The organism is Rhodococcus sp. 14-2470-1a (assembly GCF_002259425.1).
GTDB lineage: Bacteria > Actinomycetota > Actinomycetes > Mycobacteriales > Mycobacteriaceae > Rhodococcoides > Rhodococcoides fascians_E.
Genome location: NZ_NPFZ01000029.1, coordinates 37,642 through 56,413, shown reverse-complemented (window position 1 = coordinate 56,413; position 18,772 = coordinate 37,642). Strand labels below are relative to the sequence as shown.

19 protein-coding genes and 1 tRNA gene are annotated in these 18,772 nt (G+C 62.9%); 9 read left to right on the top strand and 11 right to left on the bottom strand.

Annotated elements, in window-relative coordinates; translation table 11 throughout:
• The first annotated feature begins 619 nt into the window (after positions 1–619).
• The 6 genes from CH292_RS17870 to CH292_RS17845 all read left to right on the top strand — a co-directional run bounded on the left by CH292_RS17870 (position 620) and on the right by CH292_RS17845 (position 8,200).
• Entirely contained in the window at positions 620–1,951 is a 1,332-nt protein-coding gene (locus CH292_RS17870; RefSeq protein ID WP_094655371.1) for an MFS transporter, read from the top strand.
• A 289-nt stretch (positions 1,952–2,240) separates the two neighbouring features.
• A complete protein-coding gene (locus CH292_RS17865; RefSeq protein ID WP_255182991.1) occupies positions 2,241–3,389 on the top strand; it encodes an amidohydrolase family protein in 1,149 nt (382 codons plus the stop codon).
• Complete coding sequence (locus CH292_RS17860; protein ID WP_256978244.1) at positions 3,386–4,105, top strand: alpha/beta hydrolase; 720 nt, start codon at positions 3,386–3,388, stop codon at positions 4,103–4,105. Before CH292_RS17865 ends, CH292_RS17860 begins: the two co-directional genes overlap by 4 nt.
• A 225-nt stretch (positions 4,106–4,330) precedes the next feature.
• The gene (locus tag CH292_RS17855) at positions 4,331–5,557 is read left to right on the top strand and encodes a CdaR family transcriptional regulator (RefSeq protein WP_094655369.1); all 1,227 of its coding nucleotides are present in this window, start codon (positions 4,331–4,333) and stop codon (positions 5,555–5,557) included.
• A gap of 154 nt (positions 5,558–5,711) precedes the next feature.
• Positions 5,712–7,019 carry an FAD-binding oxidoreductase gene (locus CH292_RS17850; RefSeq protein WP_094655368.1) on the top strand — a complete coding sequence of 436 codons (1,308 nt, stop codon included), beginning with the start codon at positions 5,712–5,714 and terminating at the stop codon, positions 7,017–7,019.
• Between the two features lie 83 nt (positions 7,020–7,102).
• Positions 7,103–8,200, top strand: coding sequence for a Glu/Leu/Phe/Val dehydrogenase (locus tag CH292_RS17845; RefSeq protein ID WP_094655367.1), 1,098 nt, complete (start codon positions 7,103–7,105; stop codon positions 8,198–8,200).
• 44 nt (positions 8,201–8,244) lie between these two features.
• Here the strand turns inward: CH292_RS17845 and CH292_RS17840 are convergent, their stop codons facing one another.
• Positions 8,245–9,033 (bottom strand): hypothetical protein, encoded by a 789-nt coding sequence (locus CH292_RS17840; RefSeq protein WP_256978240.1) that lies wholly within the window; start codon positions 9,031–9,033, stop codon positions 8,245–8,247.
• Between the two features lie 348 nt (positions 9,034–9,381).
• Between CH292_RS17840 and CH292_RS17835 the strand changes: the two genes are divergently transcribed.
• Positions 9,382–9,864: a TetR/AcrR family transcriptional regulator gene (locus CH292_RS17835; RefSeq protein ID WP_256978239.1), complete on the top strand. Its 483-nt coding sequence runs from the start codon at positions 9,382–9,384 to the stop codon at positions 9,862–9,864.
• 220 nt (positions 9,865–10,084) lie between these two features.
• Here the strand turns inward: CH292_RS17835 and CH292_RS17830 are convergent, their stop codons facing one another.
• The 7 genes from CH292_RS17830 to CH292_RS17805 form a co-directional block, all read right to left on the bottom strand.
• Positions 10,085–10,969 (bottom strand): LysR family transcriptional regulator, encoded by an 885-nt coding sequence (locus CH292_RS17830; RefSeq protein ID WP_020113301.1) that lies wholly within the window; start codon positions 10,967–10,969, stop codon positions 10,085–10,087.
• A 36-nt stretch (positions 10,970–11,005) separates the two neighbouring features.
• Complete coding sequence (locus CH292_RS17825) at positions 11,006–11,194, bottom strand: hypothetical protein (protein ID WP_094655365.1); 189 nt, start codon at positions 11,192–11,194, stop codon at positions 11,006–11,008.
• Between the two features lie 59 nt (positions 11,195–11,253).
• The gene (locus CH292_RS17820) at positions 11,254–11,826 is read right to left on the bottom strand and encodes an ester cyclase (RefSeq protein WP_094655364.1); all 573 of its coding nucleotides are present in this window, start codon (positions 11,824–11,826) and stop codon (positions 11,254–11,256) included.
• Positions 11,823–12,521, bottom strand: a complete 699-nt coding sequence (locus CH292_RS17815; protein ID WP_255182990.1) for an SDR family oxidoreductase — start codon at positions 12,519–12,521, stop codon at positions 11,823–11,825. The genes CH292_RS17820 and CH292_RS17815 overlap by 4 nt, the downstream gene beginning before the upstream one ends.
• A gap of 178 nt (positions 12,522–12,699) precedes the next feature.
• Positions 12,700–12,837, bottom strand: coding sequence for a hypothetical protein (locus CH292_RS28930; protein ID WP_019664886.1), 138 nt, complete (start codon positions 12,835–12,837; stop codon positions 12,700–12,702).
• A gap of 687 nt (positions 12,838–13,524) precedes the next feature.
• A tRNA-Lys gene (locus CH292_RS17810) sits at positions 13,525–13,598 on the bottom strand.
• A gap of 89 nt (positions 13,599–13,687) precedes the next feature.
• On the bottom strand, positions 13,688–13,909 hold the full coding sequence (locus tag CH292_RS17805) for a DUF3618 domain-containing protein (RefSeq protein WP_020113319.1): 222 nt from the start codon (positions 13,907–13,909) through the stop codon (positions 13,688–13,690).
• A 90-nt stretch (positions 13,910–13,999) separates the two neighbouring features.
• On the opposite strand from CH292_RS17805, the gene bcp reads away from it, so the two are divergent.
• Positions 14,000–14,473, top strand: coding sequence for a thioredoxin-dependent thiol peroxidase (gene bcp / locus CH292_RS17800; protein ID WP_037158131.1), 474 nt, complete (start codon positions 14,000–14,002; stop codon positions 14,471–14,473).
• On the opposite strand, the gene CH292_RS17795 is transcribed toward bcp, so the two are convergent.
• On the bottom strand, positions 14,462–15,808 hold the full coding sequence (locus tag CH292_RS17795; protein ID WP_094655362.1) for a dipeptidase: 1,347 nt from the start codon (positions 15,806–15,808) through the stop codon (positions 14,462–14,464). The two genes, bcp and CH292_RS17795, sit on opposite strands and share 12 nt — an antisense overlap.
• Before the next feature lie 60 nt (positions 15,809–15,868).
• On the bottom strand, positions 15,869–17,227 hold the full coding sequence (locus CH292_RS17790; RefSeq protein ID WP_019664955.1) for a hypothetical protein: 1,359 nt from the start codon (positions 17,225–17,227) through the stop codon (positions 15,869–15,871).
• Between the two features lie 383 nt (positions 17,228–17,610).
• Here CH292_RS17790 and CH292_RS17785 point away from each other — a divergent pair, with 383 nt between their 5' ends.
• Positions 17,611–18,240, top strand: a complete 630-nt coding sequence (locus tag CH292_RS17785) for a TetR/AcrR family transcriptional regulator (RefSeq protein WP_019664956.1) — start codon at positions 17,611–17,613, stop codon at positions 18,238–18,240.
• Positions 18,241–18,377: 137 nt separating this feature from the next.
• Here the strand turns inward: CH292_RS17785 and CH292_RS17780 are convergent, their stop codons facing one another.
• Positions 18,378–18,770 (bottom strand): holo-ACP synthase, encoded by a 393-nt coding sequence (locus CH292_RS17780; protein WP_019664957.1) that lies wholly within the window; start codon positions 18,768–18,770, stop codon positions 18,378–18,380.
• Positions 18,771–18,772: the final 2 nt, after the last annotated feature.

The following is an 18,772-nucleotide window of genomic DNA, read 5'->3' as shown; positions in this document are numbered from 1 at the left end:
TCCGACATTCGGCACAAGTGCACCCCACCCCGAGCTGCATGTACCCGACGCCTGACCTGTCGGCCCGAACGAGCTGGTCGACGCGGTGTACGGCCCGACCGCGTAGAACGGGAAGGCATTGGGGATGCCATGAAGACCCCAGCATTCGATGCTGAGGAAATACTCTCTCCGGGGCGGAGCTCCGGTGTCGTGACAGGTTACCGATGCGCTGAAAGAGTCGTGCACGACGGCACAGTCCTGCGGGCCGGCAGACGCCACCCCGGAAGTCGAGATCGAAGCGGTGGCCAGACCGCACATGACGACGCTAACTCGTGCGGCTGCAATAAGTTTGCTTCTCATAGGTAGTAATTCGCCGGCGCGTGACACGCCGTTACGTCCGGAAGCAAGTAGTCAGCCCGCTGCACTTCTCGTCGCTCTCGACAAATGCAAGTAGTTCTCGCCCACATTGTGAACATATGGCAGTGATGCAGCCTACATCGCCGGCCATAGGCTTTCGTCACGCCGAAAAGCGGGGGCGAGTGTTCGGACCCCGACGTTCTCTGATCGGCGTTCTCGAAAGAATTCGGCGTCCACGCCGCCGTCGATGAAACGTCTACAGTCCCGCTTCGAGAGGAACCCCATGACCGGTGCAGCCGACGCTCGTATCGAGAGCCTGGAAAGAACTTCACCCGAGCGGGCGCGCACACGTCGAAAGGCGCTGATCGCCGGCGCAACGGGGAACATCGTCGAGTGGTTCGATTTCACAATTTACGGCTTCAGCGCCGCAGTTCTCGCCACAGTGTTCTTCCCTGCCGAGTTCGGCAGCGGCGCTCTGCTCGCCACCTTTGCACTCTACGGTGTCGCGTTCCTCGCCAGGCCCGCAGGCGGCGTGGTTTTCGGCAGGCTGGGCGACCGGTTCGGCCGCCGAGGATCCCTGTCCTTGGCAATTACGCTGATGGGCTGCTCGACAGCGGCTATCGGGCTTCTGCCGACCTACGCCTCCATCGGCGCTGCTGCCCCACTACTCCTGCTGGTCTGCAGATTGGTTCAGGGTTTCTCGGCCGGCGGCGAATACACCGGAGCAGCCACCTTCGTCGTCGAACACGCGCCATACCACCGTCGGGGACTTTACGCCGGAATCATCGCCGGTTCGTCCTTCGTCGGCAGCATTCCCGCGACAATCACGGTACTGACGTTCAATTCGGTTGGCACAGAGTACTTCCTGGACGGTGGGTGGCGTTGGCCGTTCATCATCGGAGGGGTTGTCGCAATTGCCGGCCTGTTCATGAGGCTTGCGGTCGACGAAACACCGGCTTTCACCGAGATGAAAGAAAAAGAAGCTCTTCTCACTCGCCCCCTGGCCGATCTGTTACGCAATCACTGGCGGTCTCTGGTCGCTGCGTTCGTCTACTTCGCGTCGCTCGGCGTCGCTACTCATATGCTCATCGGTTACATGCCGACATTCCTGACACACGCTGCAGGAGTGTCGAGCACAGCTGCATTGATGCTGACGTCCGGTGCCCTGGTGCTCGCGGTTCCTCTGTACATCGCCTTCGGCGCAACTGTCGACCGGATAGGCAGGCGTCCCCTGGTCAGAATCGGAATGGTTGCATCGGTTCTTGTCGCGGTTCCCAGCTACGTTCTGATCGGCACGGGAAACATCGTCGCAATCGCAGGTGCGTTGATCGTCTTGGTTATCGTGCAATCCTTGCTTGCCTCAGCTCTTCTCGCGGTCCTCGAGATGATGCCGACTAATGCTCGATTCACGGGTACCGCACTGCCGTACAACCTTGCGTACGCGCTCTTTGCCGGTACCGCGCCTTTGGTATGCGAGACGCTGGTCAACTCCACGGGCAGCAACCTGTCGCCGGCGTTCTATGCAACCGCGGTCGCTTCGATTGCGCTTCCGGTCCTCTGGCGGGGCATACCGGAATCGAGAATCGCAGGGACGGACCGCCCTTTGCACAGCTGAGAAACCCAACGATGCAGTGGCACCTCCCGAAGCAATCGATCGAACCGGGACTCGACATATGTCGATGGTCCCGTGCCCAAGTCGCAACGCGCGGCCACTGTCCGTTCCGGTGGACACGCACCATGATGGGACCTGGGCGAAAGCACATGAAAGACATGCGTCATCGTTGCCATTACGGAGGAGACATCCGAAGAGGCGAAGACCGGGAGGTTGTGTGACGGAAACGTGGTACGCAGGAGGAAGAGTCGCGGACGGATCCGGTGTCGAACCATCCGCGGTGGATGTCTGCGTGAATAACGGGATCATCACCGCCCTCGGCGATGCACCAGCAGGCGCAACAACGGTGGATCTGGATGGCAGGCTGGTCACCCCCGGACTTATCGACGCGCACGTTCACCTCGGTCTGTCCAGTCCCATCAGAGCACAGTTCGGATTCGAACTGTCTGCCGCCGAGATCGCGGCCGACATATTCGCCTCGGCAGGCTTCGCCCTCGATGCCGGCTTCACGACCGTTCGCGACACCGGTGGCATAGACCGCGGTGTCGTCGACGTCATCGCCAAGGGCAAGGTGCGGGGTCCGCACGTCCTGTCCTGTGGCCCTGTCCAATGCCAGGTCGGCGGGCACGGATACTACGGCGCCGATTGGGAACCCACAGAATTGTGGACACAGCATCACATTCCCGGGCTGTGTGCGCTGTCGCTGATGTCCGGCAACGCCGACGAACTCAGGAAGAACGTGCGTGAGACGTTTCGCCGGGGTGCCACGTTTCTGAAGTTGTGCGTGACCGGTGGAGTCGTGGGCGGGCACGACCGCCTCGCGGACACCCAGTTCACCGTCGAGGAAATCGCGGTCGCTGTGCAAGAAGCCGCAGCGCGAGGCACGTACGTCACAGTGCATGCGCACGGTAAGGAAGGGATTCGCAACGCAGTACAGGCGGGGGTGCGCTGCGTAGAACACGGCACCGACATCGACGAGCAGACAGCGGCTCTGATGCTCGAGCACGACGTCGCTATGGTGCCCACCTTCTCCGTGATCGACCAACTGTTGAACGACGGGGTGGCGGATGTCGATCCCGCGACTGTCGAACGAGTAGCAGGAGTTCGAGAGCGGATGGCGGCCGCTCTCGAGGTTGCCCGCGCGTCCGGCCTGCGCATCGGCCTCGGTTCCGACCTCATCGGTCCGAATCAGCAACGGCGCGGCGACGAGTTGCGCGTGCGTTCGGAGTTGGAATCGCCGATGCAGGCCTTGGTGTCCGCAACGAGCGTCAATGCAAACATCCTCGGCGTGGGCGACACCGTGGGCATGGTGCGGGTTGGAATGCGAGCAGACCTGACCGTCTGGCAGGAAGACCCTCTCGAAGACCCCGATGTCTTCGCCGATCCCGAGATGGCCGTTCTCGTAGTCAAGAGCGGCACGACAGCAAAGGACATTCGTTGAGCGCGATATTGCATGGTTGCCTCCCGGACACCGAATACCTCGAAGTGGAGTCACGCTCAGGCAACCGGTACGGAATCTGGATCACCACACCTCCCGGATACGAAGAATCCAGCGAATCAGTGCCCCTGGTCTACGTGTTGGACGGCAACTGGACCGTGGGTTTCACCGCACCACTCATCGTCACGCAACGCGATCCGTATCTGAGCATTGCGCCCTACATTCAAGTCACCGTCGGCTACGCCGGCGACGAGGCATCGGACTGGGCGCGGCTTCGCAACCGTGACCTCGTGCCACCCGGGGAACCTATCGGCGATGACGTAGTGGCTGCATTGGAGTCCGCACGCGAAACCGGGGCGATGAGTCAAGGGGACATCGACGCCTACATCGAGCAACACTCGGACTGCAATGCGGATACGTTTCTGGACTTTCTGACCGACGAACTGCACCCTCGTCTGCACTCTCACCTTCGCGTCAGCGACACCGGTCACGGGCTGTTCGGGTTCTCGTACGGTGGGCTCTTCGCGTTGTACGCGTGGCTTCGCGGCGGAACTCCCTTCTCGACGGTCGGCGCGGGAACACCCGGGATCAGCAGCGCAGACAGCCAACTGTTCGACATGATCGGAAACCTTCCGGAAGCGAGCGACGACGGCCCAGGCGCCGGACGTCTCCACGTCACTCTGAACAAGGTAGAACTCTGGGGCGATGTCCCTGTGTAGCGCGGCTTGGCCCGAAATGTCCTCAGAGCGCTCGAGGGACTGCGCGCACAAGGTCGTTCGGAGCTCCTGTCGACTTCGATGCTCGACGAGACGCACGTCACCGGAGTACAGGCATCCTTCTTGAGCTATCTGAAGGAATGCCATGTCCGGTGATCGAGCGAGGTGGTCTCGGACCGCGCTGCACTAGCATCAAGGTGCCTGTCGAGAGTTGCGAGGAGAGTCCACATGTCCATCGACGAACTGCAGCTCCTCGTCGACGACCTGGCCGGGCGACTCCGCCGTTCTGTGGCCATCGACGACCCGTCCATCCGACTCCTTGCGTCCAGTCGACACTTCGGCGACGAAGACTCCCTGCGCGTCGCATCGATTCTGAATCGAGCGGTACACGAGGAGGTTTCGCGGCCACTTCTCGCTCTCGGCATCGGCACCTGGATCAAACCGGGTAGCGCACGGCCCGATGTGCCGGGGAGCGAGAAGCGACTCTGTGTACCTGTGCGGTGCAAGAGTCTGCTTCTCGGTTTCCTCTGGCTGATCGACAGTGAAGAGAACCCTCTGACCGAGTCCGACGTCGAAATGGCTGAGGACACTGCCTCGCGCGCGGGCATTGTGCTGTACGAACGACTTCTGCGTCATGAGCGTTCGAATGCTCGTCGCGAATCGATTCTCCGCAACCTCGTCAGCTCAACTCCAGAGGTCAGGACGCAGGCCGTCGAGGATGTAGTCACCGACCAGCTGTTCGCCCCGCGACCGATGCTTTATCAGGTCATCGCAGCGCAACGCGACACTGCACACTCGGTAGAAGCATCGGACGACATAGCGGTACAGGTCGCGATGCAGGAAGCGCTGGACACCCTTCCGACCGGCGCCGGTCTGATGGTGGCAGACAAGTCCCGCGCGTGGATCCTTCTTGCATTCGAGAATATTCCGACGCCACAACAATTGAAGCGCGTCACCGAACGCGCGGATTATCGCTTTCGCCAACTGAGTGGTCGGGACAGTCGATTCGTCCTCGGCGTCGGCGACACCGTGAACGAGCTCGGCGCGGTATACCGCGCCTATCGCAGCGCGACGGCCGCAGTTCGCGCTGCACTGCTCGTCCCCTCGCTCGGCGACGTGGCGAGATGGGGCCACCTGGGTCCCTACGACGTCCTACTGCGACTGTCCCGTGACGAAATCATCGGAGCTACACAGGTTTCACCTGTGAAGGCACTCGAAGCCGCGGACAAGCAACAGGTACTGACGACTACCCTCGGCGCATTCTTCGACAATGCGTGCGATATTCGACGCACCGCGGACCTGCTGCGAATTCACCGTGCGACGCTCTACCAGCGACTCAAACGCATCGAGCAGATCACCGGTTGCAGTTTCGACAACGGCGACGACCGACTCTCTCTGCACCTCGGCTTGAAGATGAAGTCCATAGCCGAAGCACACGACTCGTCGATCGGCTGACTGTTCCGTACGGGCGCCGTACGCGACAAATTCTGTTCGTAGTCAACCGAAGTATCCACAAATGGAGATAGCGTCGCCCTCCGGTCTAGGCAAAACTTGTGGTTGTAGCGGTTCGCTTCGTGTACACCGTCGCAACAACACATCTGGAGGAACGATGCCCCGATCGACCGATGCGATAGTTGTGGGAGCCGGGGTGATCGGCAACTCCATCGCTTACGAACTTGCTGCTCGTGGTTACGAAGTCCTGGTCCTCGACAAGGAGGGAGGTTCCGGGTTCGGTTCCACCAGCGCCTCCAGCGCGGTCATACGCTACAACTATTCGACGTACGACGGGATGGCTGCAGCATGGGAGGCCGCGCACTGTTGGAAGAGCTGGCGCGAACATCTGGACGACTCCGCCCGCGGACCAATTGCCCAGTTCCACGAATGTGGAATGGTATTCCTCGATGTGGACCTCGCCCCACGTGAACGTACGGTTCGACTCTTCGACAAGATCGGGGTGAGGTACGAGCTGTGGGACTCGAAAACGTTGGGCGATCGGATCCCAGGAATCGATGTCGGGTCTTACTACCCTCCCAAACCTGTTGACAGCGAGGAATTCTACGCCGACACCCACACCTCGCTCGGAGCGGTGTTCACACCTGAAGCCGGCTTCGTCGACGACCCCCAGCTTGCGGCGGCCAACTTGGGCGCTGCCGCGGCAGCGAAAGGCGCGATCCATTCGTTCCGCACCACAGTGATCGGCATCGAACAACATGCCTCGCGGCAGTGGGCCCTTCGACTGGACAACGGCGACACCGTCGAAACCTCGGTCGTGGTCAACGCTGCTGGGCCGTGGTCGAATGCGCTGAACGCAATGGCAGGAGTGGGATCGGATTTCACCGTCACCGTTCGCCCCCTCAGGCAGGAGGTTCATCATGTCTCGGCGCCGAAAGGCTACAACCACCATGCGCGACTCGGGCCGATGATCGCCGATCTCGATCTGGGAACCTATATGCGACCAGAACACGGCGGTGGCTTTCTGATAGGTGGTACCGAGCCCGAGTGCGATCCATTGGAATGGATCGACGACCCCGACACCGCAAACCCGAACCGCACTGCCGCTCGTTTTCAGGCGCAGGTCCTCAGAGCAGCTCGGCGTCTTCCACATTTGCCGGTACCGTCCCAGCCCAAAGGAATTGCCGGCGTGTACGACGCTGCCTCGGACTGGACGCCGATCTATGACAAGACCGATCGACCGGGCTACTACGTAGCGATGGGCACCAGCGGTAATCAATTCAAGAACGCACCTGTCGTCGGCCGAATGCTGGCTACTCTGATCGAGAAAGTCGAGGCGGGGCACGACCACGATCTCGATCCAGTTGTCTACACGGGTCCGCACACCGGTGTGCAGATACATCTCGGATCCTTCTCCAGGCGCAGGGAATTCAATACCGAGTCCACCGGAACTGTCCTGGGTTAGGCAATGCATCTGGACCACATCGGTCGACCACCGCACCAACACCTGAACTCATGCACGATGATTCTTCGAAAGGGCTTTCGAAGATGACACTCAGCAAGCAATCCGTCGCGGGCGTCGCAGACACAACAGTCTTCGACCGGACCGATGCACTCGAGGGATTGCCACACGAGCAGGTCGTCTTCTGCGAAGATCACGCCACGGGCCTGCAGTCGATTATCGCGATCCATTCGACCACCCTGGGTCCCGCCCTGGGTGGCACCCGGTTCTACCCCTACTCGGACCAGGGGGCCGCTTTGACGGACGTACTCCGCTTGTCACGTGGGATGACCTACAAAGCGGCAATCGCAGGCGTTCCACTCGGTGGCGGCAAAGCCGTGATCATCGGCGATCCGCGGGACATCAAGACCCGGGCTTTGCTCCGGTCGTACGGACGCTTCATCGACACTCTCGGCGGCCGATACATCTCGGCGGGCGACGTCGGCACCGGCGCAGACGACCTCGACGTCATCGGAGAACGGACTGCCCACGTGGTCGGACGGTCGGCGGCCGCGGGCGGTTCCGGCAACAGTGGTCCGATGACTGCTCTCGGCGTCTACCAATCCTTGCGTGCCGCGGCCACCTCGACCTGGGGCACGCCCGATCTCACGAATCGTGTGATCGGGGTCGAAGGCGTGGGAAAGGTCGGCTCCGAGCTGATCGCCTTGCTGGTGCGAGCAGGGGCGAACGTCATCGCGACGGACGTCGACGTCGAAGCAGTGCGCGCTGTTGCAGCCCGCTTCCCTTCGATCGTCGTCTGCGACGATGTTCTCGACGCCGAGTTGGACGTGTATGCCCCCTGCGCGCTGGGTGCGACCGTCACCGTCGCTTCCACGGACAGGATGACCGCATCTATCGTGTGCGGCGCAGCAAACAACCAACTCCGGACTGCGGACGTCGGCCAGTATCTGCACAGCAAGGGTGTGCTGTGGGTGCCCGACTACGTTGCCAACGCCGGCGGACTCATCCAGGTTGCGGGGGAAAAGGACGGTGTCGACGCGCAGTGGGTCCGCCACCGCGTAGAGAGGATCTACGACACGGTGTTGTCGATTCTCGACCGCTCCCGCTCCGACAGTGTTCCCCCAGGCGAGGCTGCCGACCGAATCGCTGGCGCACGCCTCCGGCTCGAACGGAACGGGGTGTGACCGGTCTCCGCGCAAACAGCACGCCAGTCGAGACCCGGATTGTCTCAGGTTGCTACAGACCGGTGGGCCGCTTCGATCCAGTTGCTGAATTCGCAGGCGAGATGCCACTGATGTTCTGCGATCAGTCTTGCCGGTGTCGTGCCGGGAAACTGCACCGTCAGCACAGCGTCGAGGTTTCCGTTGACATTGCGAAATTGATGTCGCACACCGCCGATGACCAGACCGTCATCGAGAACAGCTGATCCCGCGACCTGGATGGGATAGTCGTGATCGATCTCGATCGTCAACGACGCCGTTCGGGTGTAGTCGACCAAGAAGCGGCTTGCCGCAGGCGATCCGCCCGTCGTCTCGATGACCTCCTGACGCCCGCCGGGTAGCCCCCGCAGAAGGTAGTGATCGGGACACGCGTCGAGCATGTCGGTTTCTGCATTCGTGACGGTCAAGTTGTCGAACCACTCCACGGAGCGTTCAGCGTCCGCACCTGGGACCTGCAGCCGTGTCACGGCATGTCGGGTGCGGCCGCGACTGGCGGCAACACCGATACGCGTGAGACGCTCCGATACTGCCATCTCGCGTCGGAGCGCAGCGTAGATCCCGGCATGTCCGAGTTCGTATTTCAATCGCGTCAATGCAGACCGTTGCTCGGCGAGGTTGGTCGACAGGAGCTGTTGGACCGACTGATTCGGCGACAGCTCGCGCATCGCCCGCTCCCCCAGCTTGGCCGCGAATGTGGTGAGTACTTTGGTTGCGCGGGCGGACTCCCACTCGAGCACACGCTGTCGAGACACCGTTCTCGCCCCGATGGTGGCCCGAATATCCAGCGACTCTTTCATCTTCATTCCCCATCTCAGACGCGTGATCAAGCTACTCCGGTGGCAGGCGACCGAAGATGAGCGACTTAACGCCAGTAATTACTGCGTTAAGGGGCCATTACCGCAAGAGGGCAGGTGCTCGGGTTCATCGAACGGTTCCTCTCAACCGCCCCGAACAGGGTGTAAGTGGATCCTGGCAGGCATCTAGCGTAGAAACAGAGCCCATGGACCGGGCCACACACGACATCCCTGAATACGCGGCGGGTGACGGCGAGGTGCGTAGGAGAACCGGCGGCAGATCGGCACGTGTGCGCGAGGCGGTGCTCACCGCAACTCTGGACCCAAGCCCGCGAACACGGTATCGAAGGATTGACCATCGGCGACATCGCCGCACGCGCCGGCGTCGCCGAGACGACCGTCTATCGCCGGTGGGGTACTCGAACCGCGTTGATCGCCGACGCTGTCACGGATCTTGCAGCTACCCATAATCCTGTCCCGGACACGGGAACCCTGCGCGGAGACCTGATGGTGGTCGCCGACCAGATAGCGCAGCTGATCTCACGACCGGGCATCACGCGTTTGATCGGAACGACCATCGCCCTGTCCGCCGATCCGGACGTCAGCGCCGCACGAAACCGGTTCTGGACGGAGAGATTCGAACAGAGTTCCCACGTGATCATCAGAGCCGTCGAACGGGGAGAGTTGCCCGCGAACACCGATCCCCGTTCGGTACTCGAAACACTCTCCGCACCGATGTATTTCAGACTGCTCGTAATCGACCAGACTCTGGACCGCGCTTTCATCGAGCAGTGCATCGACCACACCTTGGTTTTGTACGGCGCAACTTCCTGAGCGGTGCCCCCGCTGCGACAACGACAGTCACCGCACCGTCGAGTGGTGTCGACGATGTGAGGGGACGTCGTGATGAGCCGGTAGCCGCACGTCTTTTTCGCCGTCATCAGTCGAGGTGCTGAGCCCACGTTGTGTCGACGTGACGGTGCCCTGTCTGTGTGCTCGATCGGGGTGTGCAGCGCTGGGGGTCTGCCGGCCGGGCCCCATAGGCGGGCGCCGATCAGCTGCGCCGCGCTCCCATTCCCCGCGCCAGCAGGTCGTCGACGAATCGGCGGGTCAGTGCGTCCGTGCGCGTTCCGACCATCGCGACGACCGCGCGTTGCAGCGGTGGCCGCATCGGGGTGACGATGCCGGCGAACCGCGCGGGGAGTGCGGTGGTCGGAACGAGCGCGATTCCGAGCCCCGCGTGGGCGAGTTGTGCTGCTGTAGTGGCGTTCCGGGAATGGGTGACAGCATCGAGCTCGACGCCGTGGGTTGTCGCGACGGAGTCGAACCACCCGCGTAGACCGTTCGACGGGTGGTAGTGCACGATCGGTCTTCCGGCGAGATCGGTCCACGAGATGGCCGGCTCGTCGGCGAGATCGAGCCCCTCCGGAATCACCGCGACGATGTCTTCCGTCCCGATCACGTGGGTGACGCCGGTGAACTGCGTCGAAGCCGGACCGACTGCGAGGTCGATGTCGCCGTACGAGAGTGCGTCCGCCATCGCATCCGCGCTGGCGAACTCGGTCAGGTCCAGGCCGATGTGCGGATACTTTCTCGTCCATTTTCGTAGCGTGGGCGCGAGGACTGGGACAGTCATGCTTTCGGCGCACCCTAGCCGTAACCGGCCTTCGCGTCCCTCAGCCGACGCTCGTCCGATCCGGACGATTCGGTCGGCAGCTGAGAGTGCGGCCCGCGCATCGTCGAGCAACGCGCGACCGGTCGGAGTCGTCCGAACCCCGCGCGGGAGCCGCTCCAGCAGCGGGGTGCCGATTTCCGTTTCCAACGACGCCAACTGATGAGACAGCGCAGGCTGTGAGAGATTCAACTTCACTGCCCCGGCGGTCACAGAACCGGCGTCCACCACGGCGACAAAGCATTCGAGGGCTCGCAGAGTCGGCATCGGTCGAGCGTATTCTACGGCGACAGTCCGACGGCTCTAGCTTGAATCCCTCTTCAGGTAGCGGCTTGTCGTCTGAACGAGCATCGTGCTGAAGAAGATGCCGATCAGCGTGAGGATTACGCCGGACCGAATGTCTCCGTCGATGAAGTTCGTGACGGCGATGACGTAGGAGATCACGGCCATGACGATGCCTGCGGCCATTCTGATCCTTGGGTCGACGTTCATGTGTGTCAGCTCCTGTCGTAAGTAATGGTGTGCGATGGTGGCGGCTCGGCTCGGTTCGGTCAGCCGACCGCGACGAGTCCGGCTTGCCGGAGGAAGGTGAGGTTGTCTTCGAGGTGCCAGTCCGAGTCGATGCGAGCATCACCGACGTGCTGGATGTCGATCGCACCGAATTCGATCGGTTGTCCGGTGCCGGTGCGACCGTCGTACGTGCCGGTGAAATGACCCCGGAAGATCAACCGTGCGGTGAAGGTGTCACCAGTGACGTACAGATCGACGAGCTCGCACGTCAAGTCGGGCACCGCAGCGCGGAACGTGTCCGACGCCGCGACGGGACCCGCTGGGCCTTGCGGACGCCCCGGCGGCAGCGTGTTGTCGACGAAGCCGGGGTCCACCGCCCGGTCGAGATACGCGGTATCACCGGTATTCCAGAACGTGTACAGCGTCTGCGCGATACGGACGACCTCACGGGTTCGGTCCGTAACCGGTGCATCACCGACGTTCACCGTACCCGGTGCGACCAGGTCGACCGCAGAATCCACAAGAGGCCGGTCGGTGGTCGTCGCGCGGGCGGAACACGCCACCAGTGGCAGCGTCACGGCCACCAGGGCAGCCATTGCCGTGAGGAGTTTCATGCCAACCGCCCTCCCCCGTCGACGTGCAGGGTGACGCCGGTGACGAAGGTGTTCGTCAGCAACGACAGTGCAGCGGCCGCGATGTCGGACGGTCGACCGACTCTGCGGACGGGGTTGGTGCGCGCCGTGTCCGCGAACAGTTTGTCCTTCCCCGGTCCCATAGAGTCCCAGGCCCCCGAATCCACGATCCCAGGTGACAGGGCATTGACGCGGACGGGTGCAAGTTCGACTGCGAGCGCCTCGGTCAGGAACGCCACCGCCCCGTTCGTCGTCGCCATTACCGACAGGCCGGACGCAGGTCTCCACGCAGCGACACCGGAAAAGAACAGGAACGAACCCCCCTCTCGCACCTTCGGCGAAAAGTGCTTCGCCAGCAGAATCGGTCCGATCACTTTGGCGTCGAATGCGTTTCGGACTGCGGTGCCGTCAAGATCGGCGATGGGTCCGTTCGCATGATCGGCGGCGAGGCTGATGACGTGGTCGACCGAGCCCACCGACGAGACTGCCTGCGCGATGGAAGACGCGTCCGCGAGATCCATCACCACCGCACTCGCTCCCGGACCCAACGAAGCGACTGCTGCGTCGAGAGACTCACGGTGCCGGCCGGCGAGGACCACCTCACCGCCGCCGTCGAGAACAGACGACGCAATGGACCGGGCGATCCCCGACGCTCCGCCGATCAGAAGTACTCGCATTCGAATGACCCTTTCGTTGTGTATGTGTGCCATTCGAGTGAAGCAAGAGAGCGACCGTCGAACAATCGATACTTTCTCTGATTTCCATCGATAACTTCGATACCGGCCATCCTCGCCTGATCTACGAATTGATCGAACTCATCGCCGTCGAGTGAAGCGGTAGCCGAAGCAGCGTCGCTCAGTGGTCTGCCGCCGGCCTGAGCTCGGGTGCGCGGTAGCCGCGGCCTCCTCGTACCCGATCACGTGGGAACAGTGCGGTGGTGTCGAAGTTCAAATCGTCTCCGTTGAAACAGGATTCGATGAAGTTGGAGTACATGTCGCCGAGAATCGTTGCCGAGCAACACTGTCCATCGAATCGCTCTCACCCGACACCGTGGGAACCAAATGTCGACCGTAGTCGCTCACCGGCCGGAATCCCGGACGCCACCAGCGCGGCACCGTCGGACCGCATGATGGCATCACGCGGCGCGAACTCGATGCGACTCGTCGGGTTCGTGGTAGGTCATGCACAAGCACGCGCGGAAACGCTTCGAGAAACTGTTGAGAGAGATGAAGGAGCCCGACATGAGGCTGGGCGACGGAGGTCCCAATGGGGTACGGACCTGTTCGAACTTGGGCGCGTGGGTACGAATCTCGACGACAACATCCGCCGGTGTAAGCGTCGTCAGATATCGCCAACGACGGGGTCGGTGGCACGTAAAGCGGCGCGCATGCGGAAGCCCGCCCCGCAGCCCCCACTCTCGAGGCGGTCCGGAGGTCGATTTCCGACTGCTTCCCATCTTCCGCAAAATGACAAAAACTCCGCCCAGAGCGGTTCTTGAAATCTCGGCCCTGACTCAACTGAGCGTGAGGCTCGAACGGACCGCGGCGAGCTCTCACTGTTAGCTCGGCCTGGACCAGATGTGACCAGCAGCAGCTGCTGCAGGTGATGAGCTGGGCTGCAATCGCCAGAAACCAAAACACCCCGCCCCCAGCTTTACGCTGGTGACGGGGTGTTTCTGGGTGCGCCATCAGGGACTCGAACCCCGGACCCGCTGATTAAGAGTCAGCTGCTCTAACCAACTGAGCTAATGGCGCCGATCCGCACCGCGTGTTCTCTGCGGTGCGGGAGAAACATTAACAGGAGAAACTGCCAGTTGTGAAATCGCCTGGTCAGAGGGCCTGTGTCAGCTGAAGATCTTGCGCACGACGAGTACGGCGACTACTGCGCCGACACCGATGAGCGTGAACTTCACCGGCGGCTCGTTCAGCTTGGCAACGATGCTCTGCTTGGTGTTCTCTGCGATTCGCTTGGGGCTGGCCCGCACGCTGAGCTCGTCCAGGGTGCTGGCGAGCTGGTTCCGAGCTGCCTCGATCTCGCGCTCGATTCTGTCGGTGTCCCTGGCCACGTGTCCTCCAACTTGTTGCAAATCCTGGCTGTCACTGTCGAGCCTAAAGCACTGCGTGTCTTGGACCGGCTCGGTGGTTAGTCTCGTCTGGTGACCGACACCAAGAAGCTCGAGGCCGGCGACCCGGCGCCCGCGTTCACTCTGCCCGATGCAGACGGTAACGACGTCTCCCTCGCGGACTACGCGGGCAAGAAAGTCATCGTCTACTTCTACCCCGCTGCCAGTACGCCGGGCTGCACCAAGCAGGCCTGCGACTTCCGTGACAGCCTCACCGAACTCAACGGCGAAGGCCTCGAAGTCGTCGGCATCTCCCCGGACAAGCCCGCGAAGCTCGCCAAGTTCCGCGACAAGGAAGGCCTGAACTTCCCGCTTCTGTCCGACGAGGAGAAGGCGACGCTGAAGGCATGGGGCGCCTTCGGCGAGAAGAAGAACTACGGCAAGGTCTACGAAGGCGTCATCCGCTCGACCTTCCTGGTCGACGAGGACGGCAAGATCGAGGTTGCTCAGTACAACGTTCGAGCCACCGGCCACGTCGCCAAGCTCCGCCGCGACCTATCGGTCTGACGCACCCAACTTCTGCAGGAACAGAGCCTCGGCCCCCGCGAGATTTTCGATCTCCCGGGGGTCGACGCTTTCGTTCGGCGCATGGATTCTCGCCAGCGGCTCCTCCACGCCCATCAGAATGATCTCGGCCTTCGGGAACGTTTCTGCGAGAACGTTGCACAGCGGAATGGATCCGCCCTGGCCCGCTGCAGCCACCGGCTTACCGAACGCCTCCGCCAATGCATCGCCCAGCGCTGCATATCCCGGACCGTCGGTCCTCGCCTCGAACGGCGATCCCACTGCCTCGGGTTCGACGGTGATCCGCGCGTTCCAGGGCACGTGAGCCTTCAGATGAGCCGTCAAGGCATCCTGGGCCTCCTGCACGTCGATCCCGGGCGGCACACGCAGATTCAGGCGCGCAGACGCCGTCGGCGAAATTGCTGCTGCCGACCCGACAACCGGCGGGCAATCGATTCCCAACACCGTGAGCGCCGGCCGAGCCCATACAGCGTCCGCGACTGTCGACGAACCAGCCAGCCCCACACCGTCGAGAACCCCGGCGTCAGCGCGGAACCGATCTGCTTCGTAGGTGATGCCATCCCACGTCTGGTCCGTCGTCAACCCGTCGACCACGGTGTTGCCGTGCGCGTCACGCAACGTGGACAGCAGTTGAACGAGGGCGGCCAAGGCGTCGGGCGCCGGTCCCCCGTACATCCCGGAATGGACTTCGCCCTCGAGCGTGTCGATACGCACGACGACGTTCGCGATCCCGCGGAGCGTCGTCGTCACCGTCGGTTGTCCGACGGCGGCGTTGCCGGTGTCCGCCACGACGATGATGTCCGACGCGAACAGCTCGGGCCGTTCGAGGACCAGATGCTCCAATCCCCCGGTCCCCATTTCCTCGGAACCCTCGGAGACGACGGTGATCCCGACGCCCAGTTCGTCGCCCAACGCCCGTAGCGCAAGCAGATGCATCACGACGTTGCCCTTGCAGTCCGCCGCACCGCGGCCGTACCAGCGGCCGTCACGCTCGGTCAGCTCGAAAGGCGCACTGGACCAGAGCTTGTCGTCACCGGGAGGCTGAACGTCGTAGTGCGAGTACAGCAGAACGGTCGGCGCACCCTCGGGAGCAGCGCGGTGCCCGACGACCGCCAGCGAGCCGTCGACGGTCTCGATCAGCTCCGCGGTCTCGAGCCCGGCGTCGACGAACGCGTCGCGCACCCACTCCGCCGCTCCGACGCATTCTTCGCGAGGAAACTGGCGCTCGTCGGCGACCGACCGAAACTTGACCAGCTCCGCGAGTTCGCGCCACGCGCGCGGCATGTCCGCAGCGATCCGTGCTCGTACATCCGACATCAGGACTCCTGACAGCTCGACCGATTCTCTCCGGTCATTCTGTCACCGCGGCCCGACACGTCAGTTGCCGGTGATCTCCTGCTGCAGCCACTCTGCGGTGTGCGCCCAGTGGCGATCCCATGCTTCCTGCTCGAGCTGCTCCTGAGACTTGCCGGGCTCGGGAACGATCGTCGGAACAGCGAACTCCGGCGGCGCGACCGTCGTCTTCGGCACCACGGCCGCTGCGGGCGGAATCGCCGCTGCGGGAATCGGAGTGAGCGCCTCGGCGGGCACGGCTGCGCCCGTCGTCGGATCGATCGTCCACTGCTGAGTCGTCGGATCCACCACGATCGGTTGTTGCGTGACCGGATCGATGACAACCGGGGCCGGAGCCGGCACCGCAGGCGGCGCAGGCGGCGTCACCTCGACGGACTGAGTTGCGCCGACCAAGCTGGTGTCGAGGCCGTCGACCTCGGGAAACGTCGCAGGACTCGCCTCATTGGCGACAGGCGCGTTCGCGGGCAGCGTCGACGCCAGCGCTACGCCACCGGACAGCACTCCGGCCAGAAGAGCGGCCGTCAGCACGAACTTCTTTCGCGGAATGGACCCCGTCGACGAGGACGCGGGTTCGATCCGCCGCACCGCGACGTTCGGAGCAACAGCCGACAGCAGCGGAGCCGGGGCAACGGTGGATCGAACGGCGACGCGCTCGGCCTGAACGGCGATATCGGCGGGTGCCTCGGCGACGTGCTCAGGCGTCTCCGACGCCTCGGAGTCGAGTGCGAGCGAGGCTTCGGGCTCCACGAGCACCGGGAGCACCTCGTCGGCGTCCCCCGCGACAGCGAGGCTCGCGCCACACGCGGCGATCTGATCCGAGTCGCCGACGTGCACCACCGGGACTCCGAGGCCCAGGCTGAGGATGTCGACGAGATCCTTGTTCTCGGACCGATCACCGAACAGTGCGACGGCGTCGGGCTTGCGGCCCGCCTCGTCGAGCACCTCCCATGCCAGCGGGACGGTGCTGCCGATGCGCTCGGGCGTCAGAGAATCGAGGGTTGCAGTCTTCGGTGTGGACAGGCTGGCATCGGCGGCATCGGCCAGCGAGATCGACACACCCTTCGCACCGAGGTAGTAGAGGAGCACGCACTGGGCGGCGTCGAACTCCGAGGACCGTGCAAGCCAACCGAGAAGTGCGGTCGACGCCGACACGAGCTGAATTCCGTCGAGGTCGTTCTCATCGATCGCACGGGCGAACCCGTCACGTTCGTCGGCGGATCCGTAGACCAACCCCACGGCATCGACGTCGATCTGCCGTCGTGCGGCGACAGCCTTCATCGCCTCCACTGCGGTGGGCAGCGAGGTCGATGCACCGCCCTTCAGCGAGGTCACCTGGCTCGCCACTACCGCGTCCGCTTCGATATCGAAGAGGACAGCATTCATCGCACCTGACTCGACTGAAAGACCAATGGTCGCCACGTATGTTCTCCTGTGCCTTTGGGTGAGGCTCCCGACATGAGCGCCCCGATACGCGATCGGCGACGCACACCCTGCACGAAAACGTAACTACTGGTGTGAACCATACCCAACGATTGTTTTCTTGACCAGAAAACAACCTATTACCTGTCACAAGCCGATTACAAGGGGGCATGTTGCGGTTGACAACCAATCGCCGTCCAACGGTGTCCTTCGATACCTGTTACCGCGCGTTGTGGAGTTCAGGCACGTCAGGCCGCTAGCCTGGGTGGGTGGAGTCCTCTGCTAGCGCCCAAACCGCGAGACGTCTCGACGCTGCGCTCGAATCGAACGCACAGACGCAGGAGCTGATGCCACGTCGTCGCCCCACGCAGGAACGCAGTCAACGCAAGTTCGACGCCCTGCTGGCCGCATCCAGGGATCTCCTCAGCGACGTCGGATTCGAGTCCTTCACCTGCGAGGAAGTAGCGGCCCGGGCCGAACTGCCCATCGGCACGCTCTACCAGTTCTTCGCCAACAAGTACGTCATCGTCTGCGAGCTGAACCGGCAGGACCTCGTCGGAGTACAGCAGGAGCTCGCAGAGTTCAACGGCGAAGTTCCCTCCCTCGACTGGCTCCGGTTCCTCAACAAATTCGTCGACCACATGGCAGGCATGTGGATGTCGGACCCGTCGCGCCGTGAAGTCTGGCTGGCCATGCAATCGACACCGTCGACCCGCGCCACCGGCGTCATCCACGAACGCGAATTCGCCGACCAGGTCGCCAAGATGCTCGGACCACTGACTCCGCGCACTCCCCGAGCCAAACGCAACCTCATGGCCCAGGTTCTGGTGCACGTCGTCTATTCGATGCTCAACTTCTCCGTCCAGGACGGCCAGAGCCACGAGGACGCCGTCGCCGAACTCAAACAAATCATGACGGCCTACCTCCTCGTCGCCGAGAAGCAATCCCGGCGCTCCGGCGCAGCCGCCGTCGACTGACCCCCTGTTTTCGGGACCGAACGTGACATTCGGTCACTTGGAGTGACCGAACGGTTCATTCGGTCACCGTGAAGGGGGCCCAGACGCCGAAACGCCGGTCCATTGGAGATGGACCGGCGTCGGGCTGAACTACTGACTCATTCCTCCAGAATTGCCACGGCGGCGGCGATGTCGCCGTCGTGGGTCAGGGAGAGGTGGATCTTCACTGTCGGCAGGAATTCGAGAGCCATGCCGTGCAGCTTGATCGAAGGTCGACCCCAGGCGTCGTTGACGACTTCGATCAAGGGGTAAGGATTGTCTCCGATCTGCGGAGGCCGAGCGAAGCGCGAGGTTGCCCAGGCCTTCAGTACGGCTTCCTTGGCGGCCCACCGTGCTGCGTAGTGGCGGGCCGGGTCGGAACTCTTCGTCGCCGCGTGCCGACGCTCACCCGCAGTGAAGCTGTCGCGGATCATCGTCGTGCCTGCCTTCTCCATCTGCTCGGCGAAGTCGGACACGGTCACCAGGTCGAAACCTACTCCCAGGATTGCCATGT

Coding starts and splice junctions, on each gene's coding strand:
- CH292_RS17855 (WP_094655369.1), top strand. CDS start 4,331: ATGTCCATCGACGAACTGCAGCTCCTCGTCGACGACCTGGCCGGGCGA.
- CH292_RS17815 (WP_255182990.1), bottom strand. CDS start 12,521: ATGCGAGTACTTCTGATCGGCGGAGCGTCGGGGATCGCCCGGTCCATT.
- CH292_RS17845 (WP_094655367.1), top strand. CDS start 7,103: ATGACACTCAGCAAGCAATCCGTCGCGGGCGTCGCAGACACAACAGTC.
- CH292_RS17785 (WP_019664956.1), top strand. CDS start 17,611: ATGCCACGTCGTCGCCCCACGCAGGAACGCAGTCAACGCAAGTTCGAC.
- CH292_RS17825 (WP_094655365.1), bottom strand. CDS start 11,194: ATGAACGTCGACCCAAGGATCAGAATGGCCGCAGGCATCGTCATGGCC.
- CH292_RS28930 (WP_019664886.1), bottom strand. CDS start 12,837: ATGTACTCCAACTTCATCGAATCCTGTTTCAACGGAGACGATTTGAAC.
- CH292_RS17870 (WP_094655371.1), top strand. CDS start 620: ATGACCGGTGCAGCCGACGCTCGTATCGAGAGCCTGGAAAGAACTTCA.
- CH292_RS17790 (WP_019664955.1), bottom strand. CDS start 17,227: ATGAATGCTGTCCTCTTCGATATCGAAGCGGACGCGGTAGTGGCGAGC.
- CH292_RS17780 (WP_019664957.1), bottom strand. CDS start 18,770: ATGGCAATCCTGGGAGTAGGTTTCGACCTGGTGACCGTGTCCGACTTC.
- CH292_RS17840 (WP_256978240.1), bottom strand. CDS start 9,033: ATGAAAGAGTCGCTGGATATTCGGGCCACCATCGGGGCGAGAACGGTG.
- CH292_RS17795 (WP_094655362.1), bottom strand. CDS start 15,808: ATGTCGGATGTACGAGCACGGATCGCTGCGGACATGCCGCGCGCGTGG.
- CH292_RS17850 (WP_094655368.1), top strand. CDS start 5,712: ATGCCCCGATCGACCGATGCGATAGTTGTGGGAGCCGGGGTGATCGGC.
- CH292_RS17820 (WP_094655364.1), bottom strand. CDS start 11,826: ATGAAACTCCTCACGGCAATGGCTGCCCTGGTGGCCGTGACGCTGCCA.
- CH292_RS17830 (WP_020113301.1), bottom strand. CDS start 10,969: ATGCCGACTCTGCGAGCCCTCGAATGCTTTGTCGCCGTGGTGGACGCC.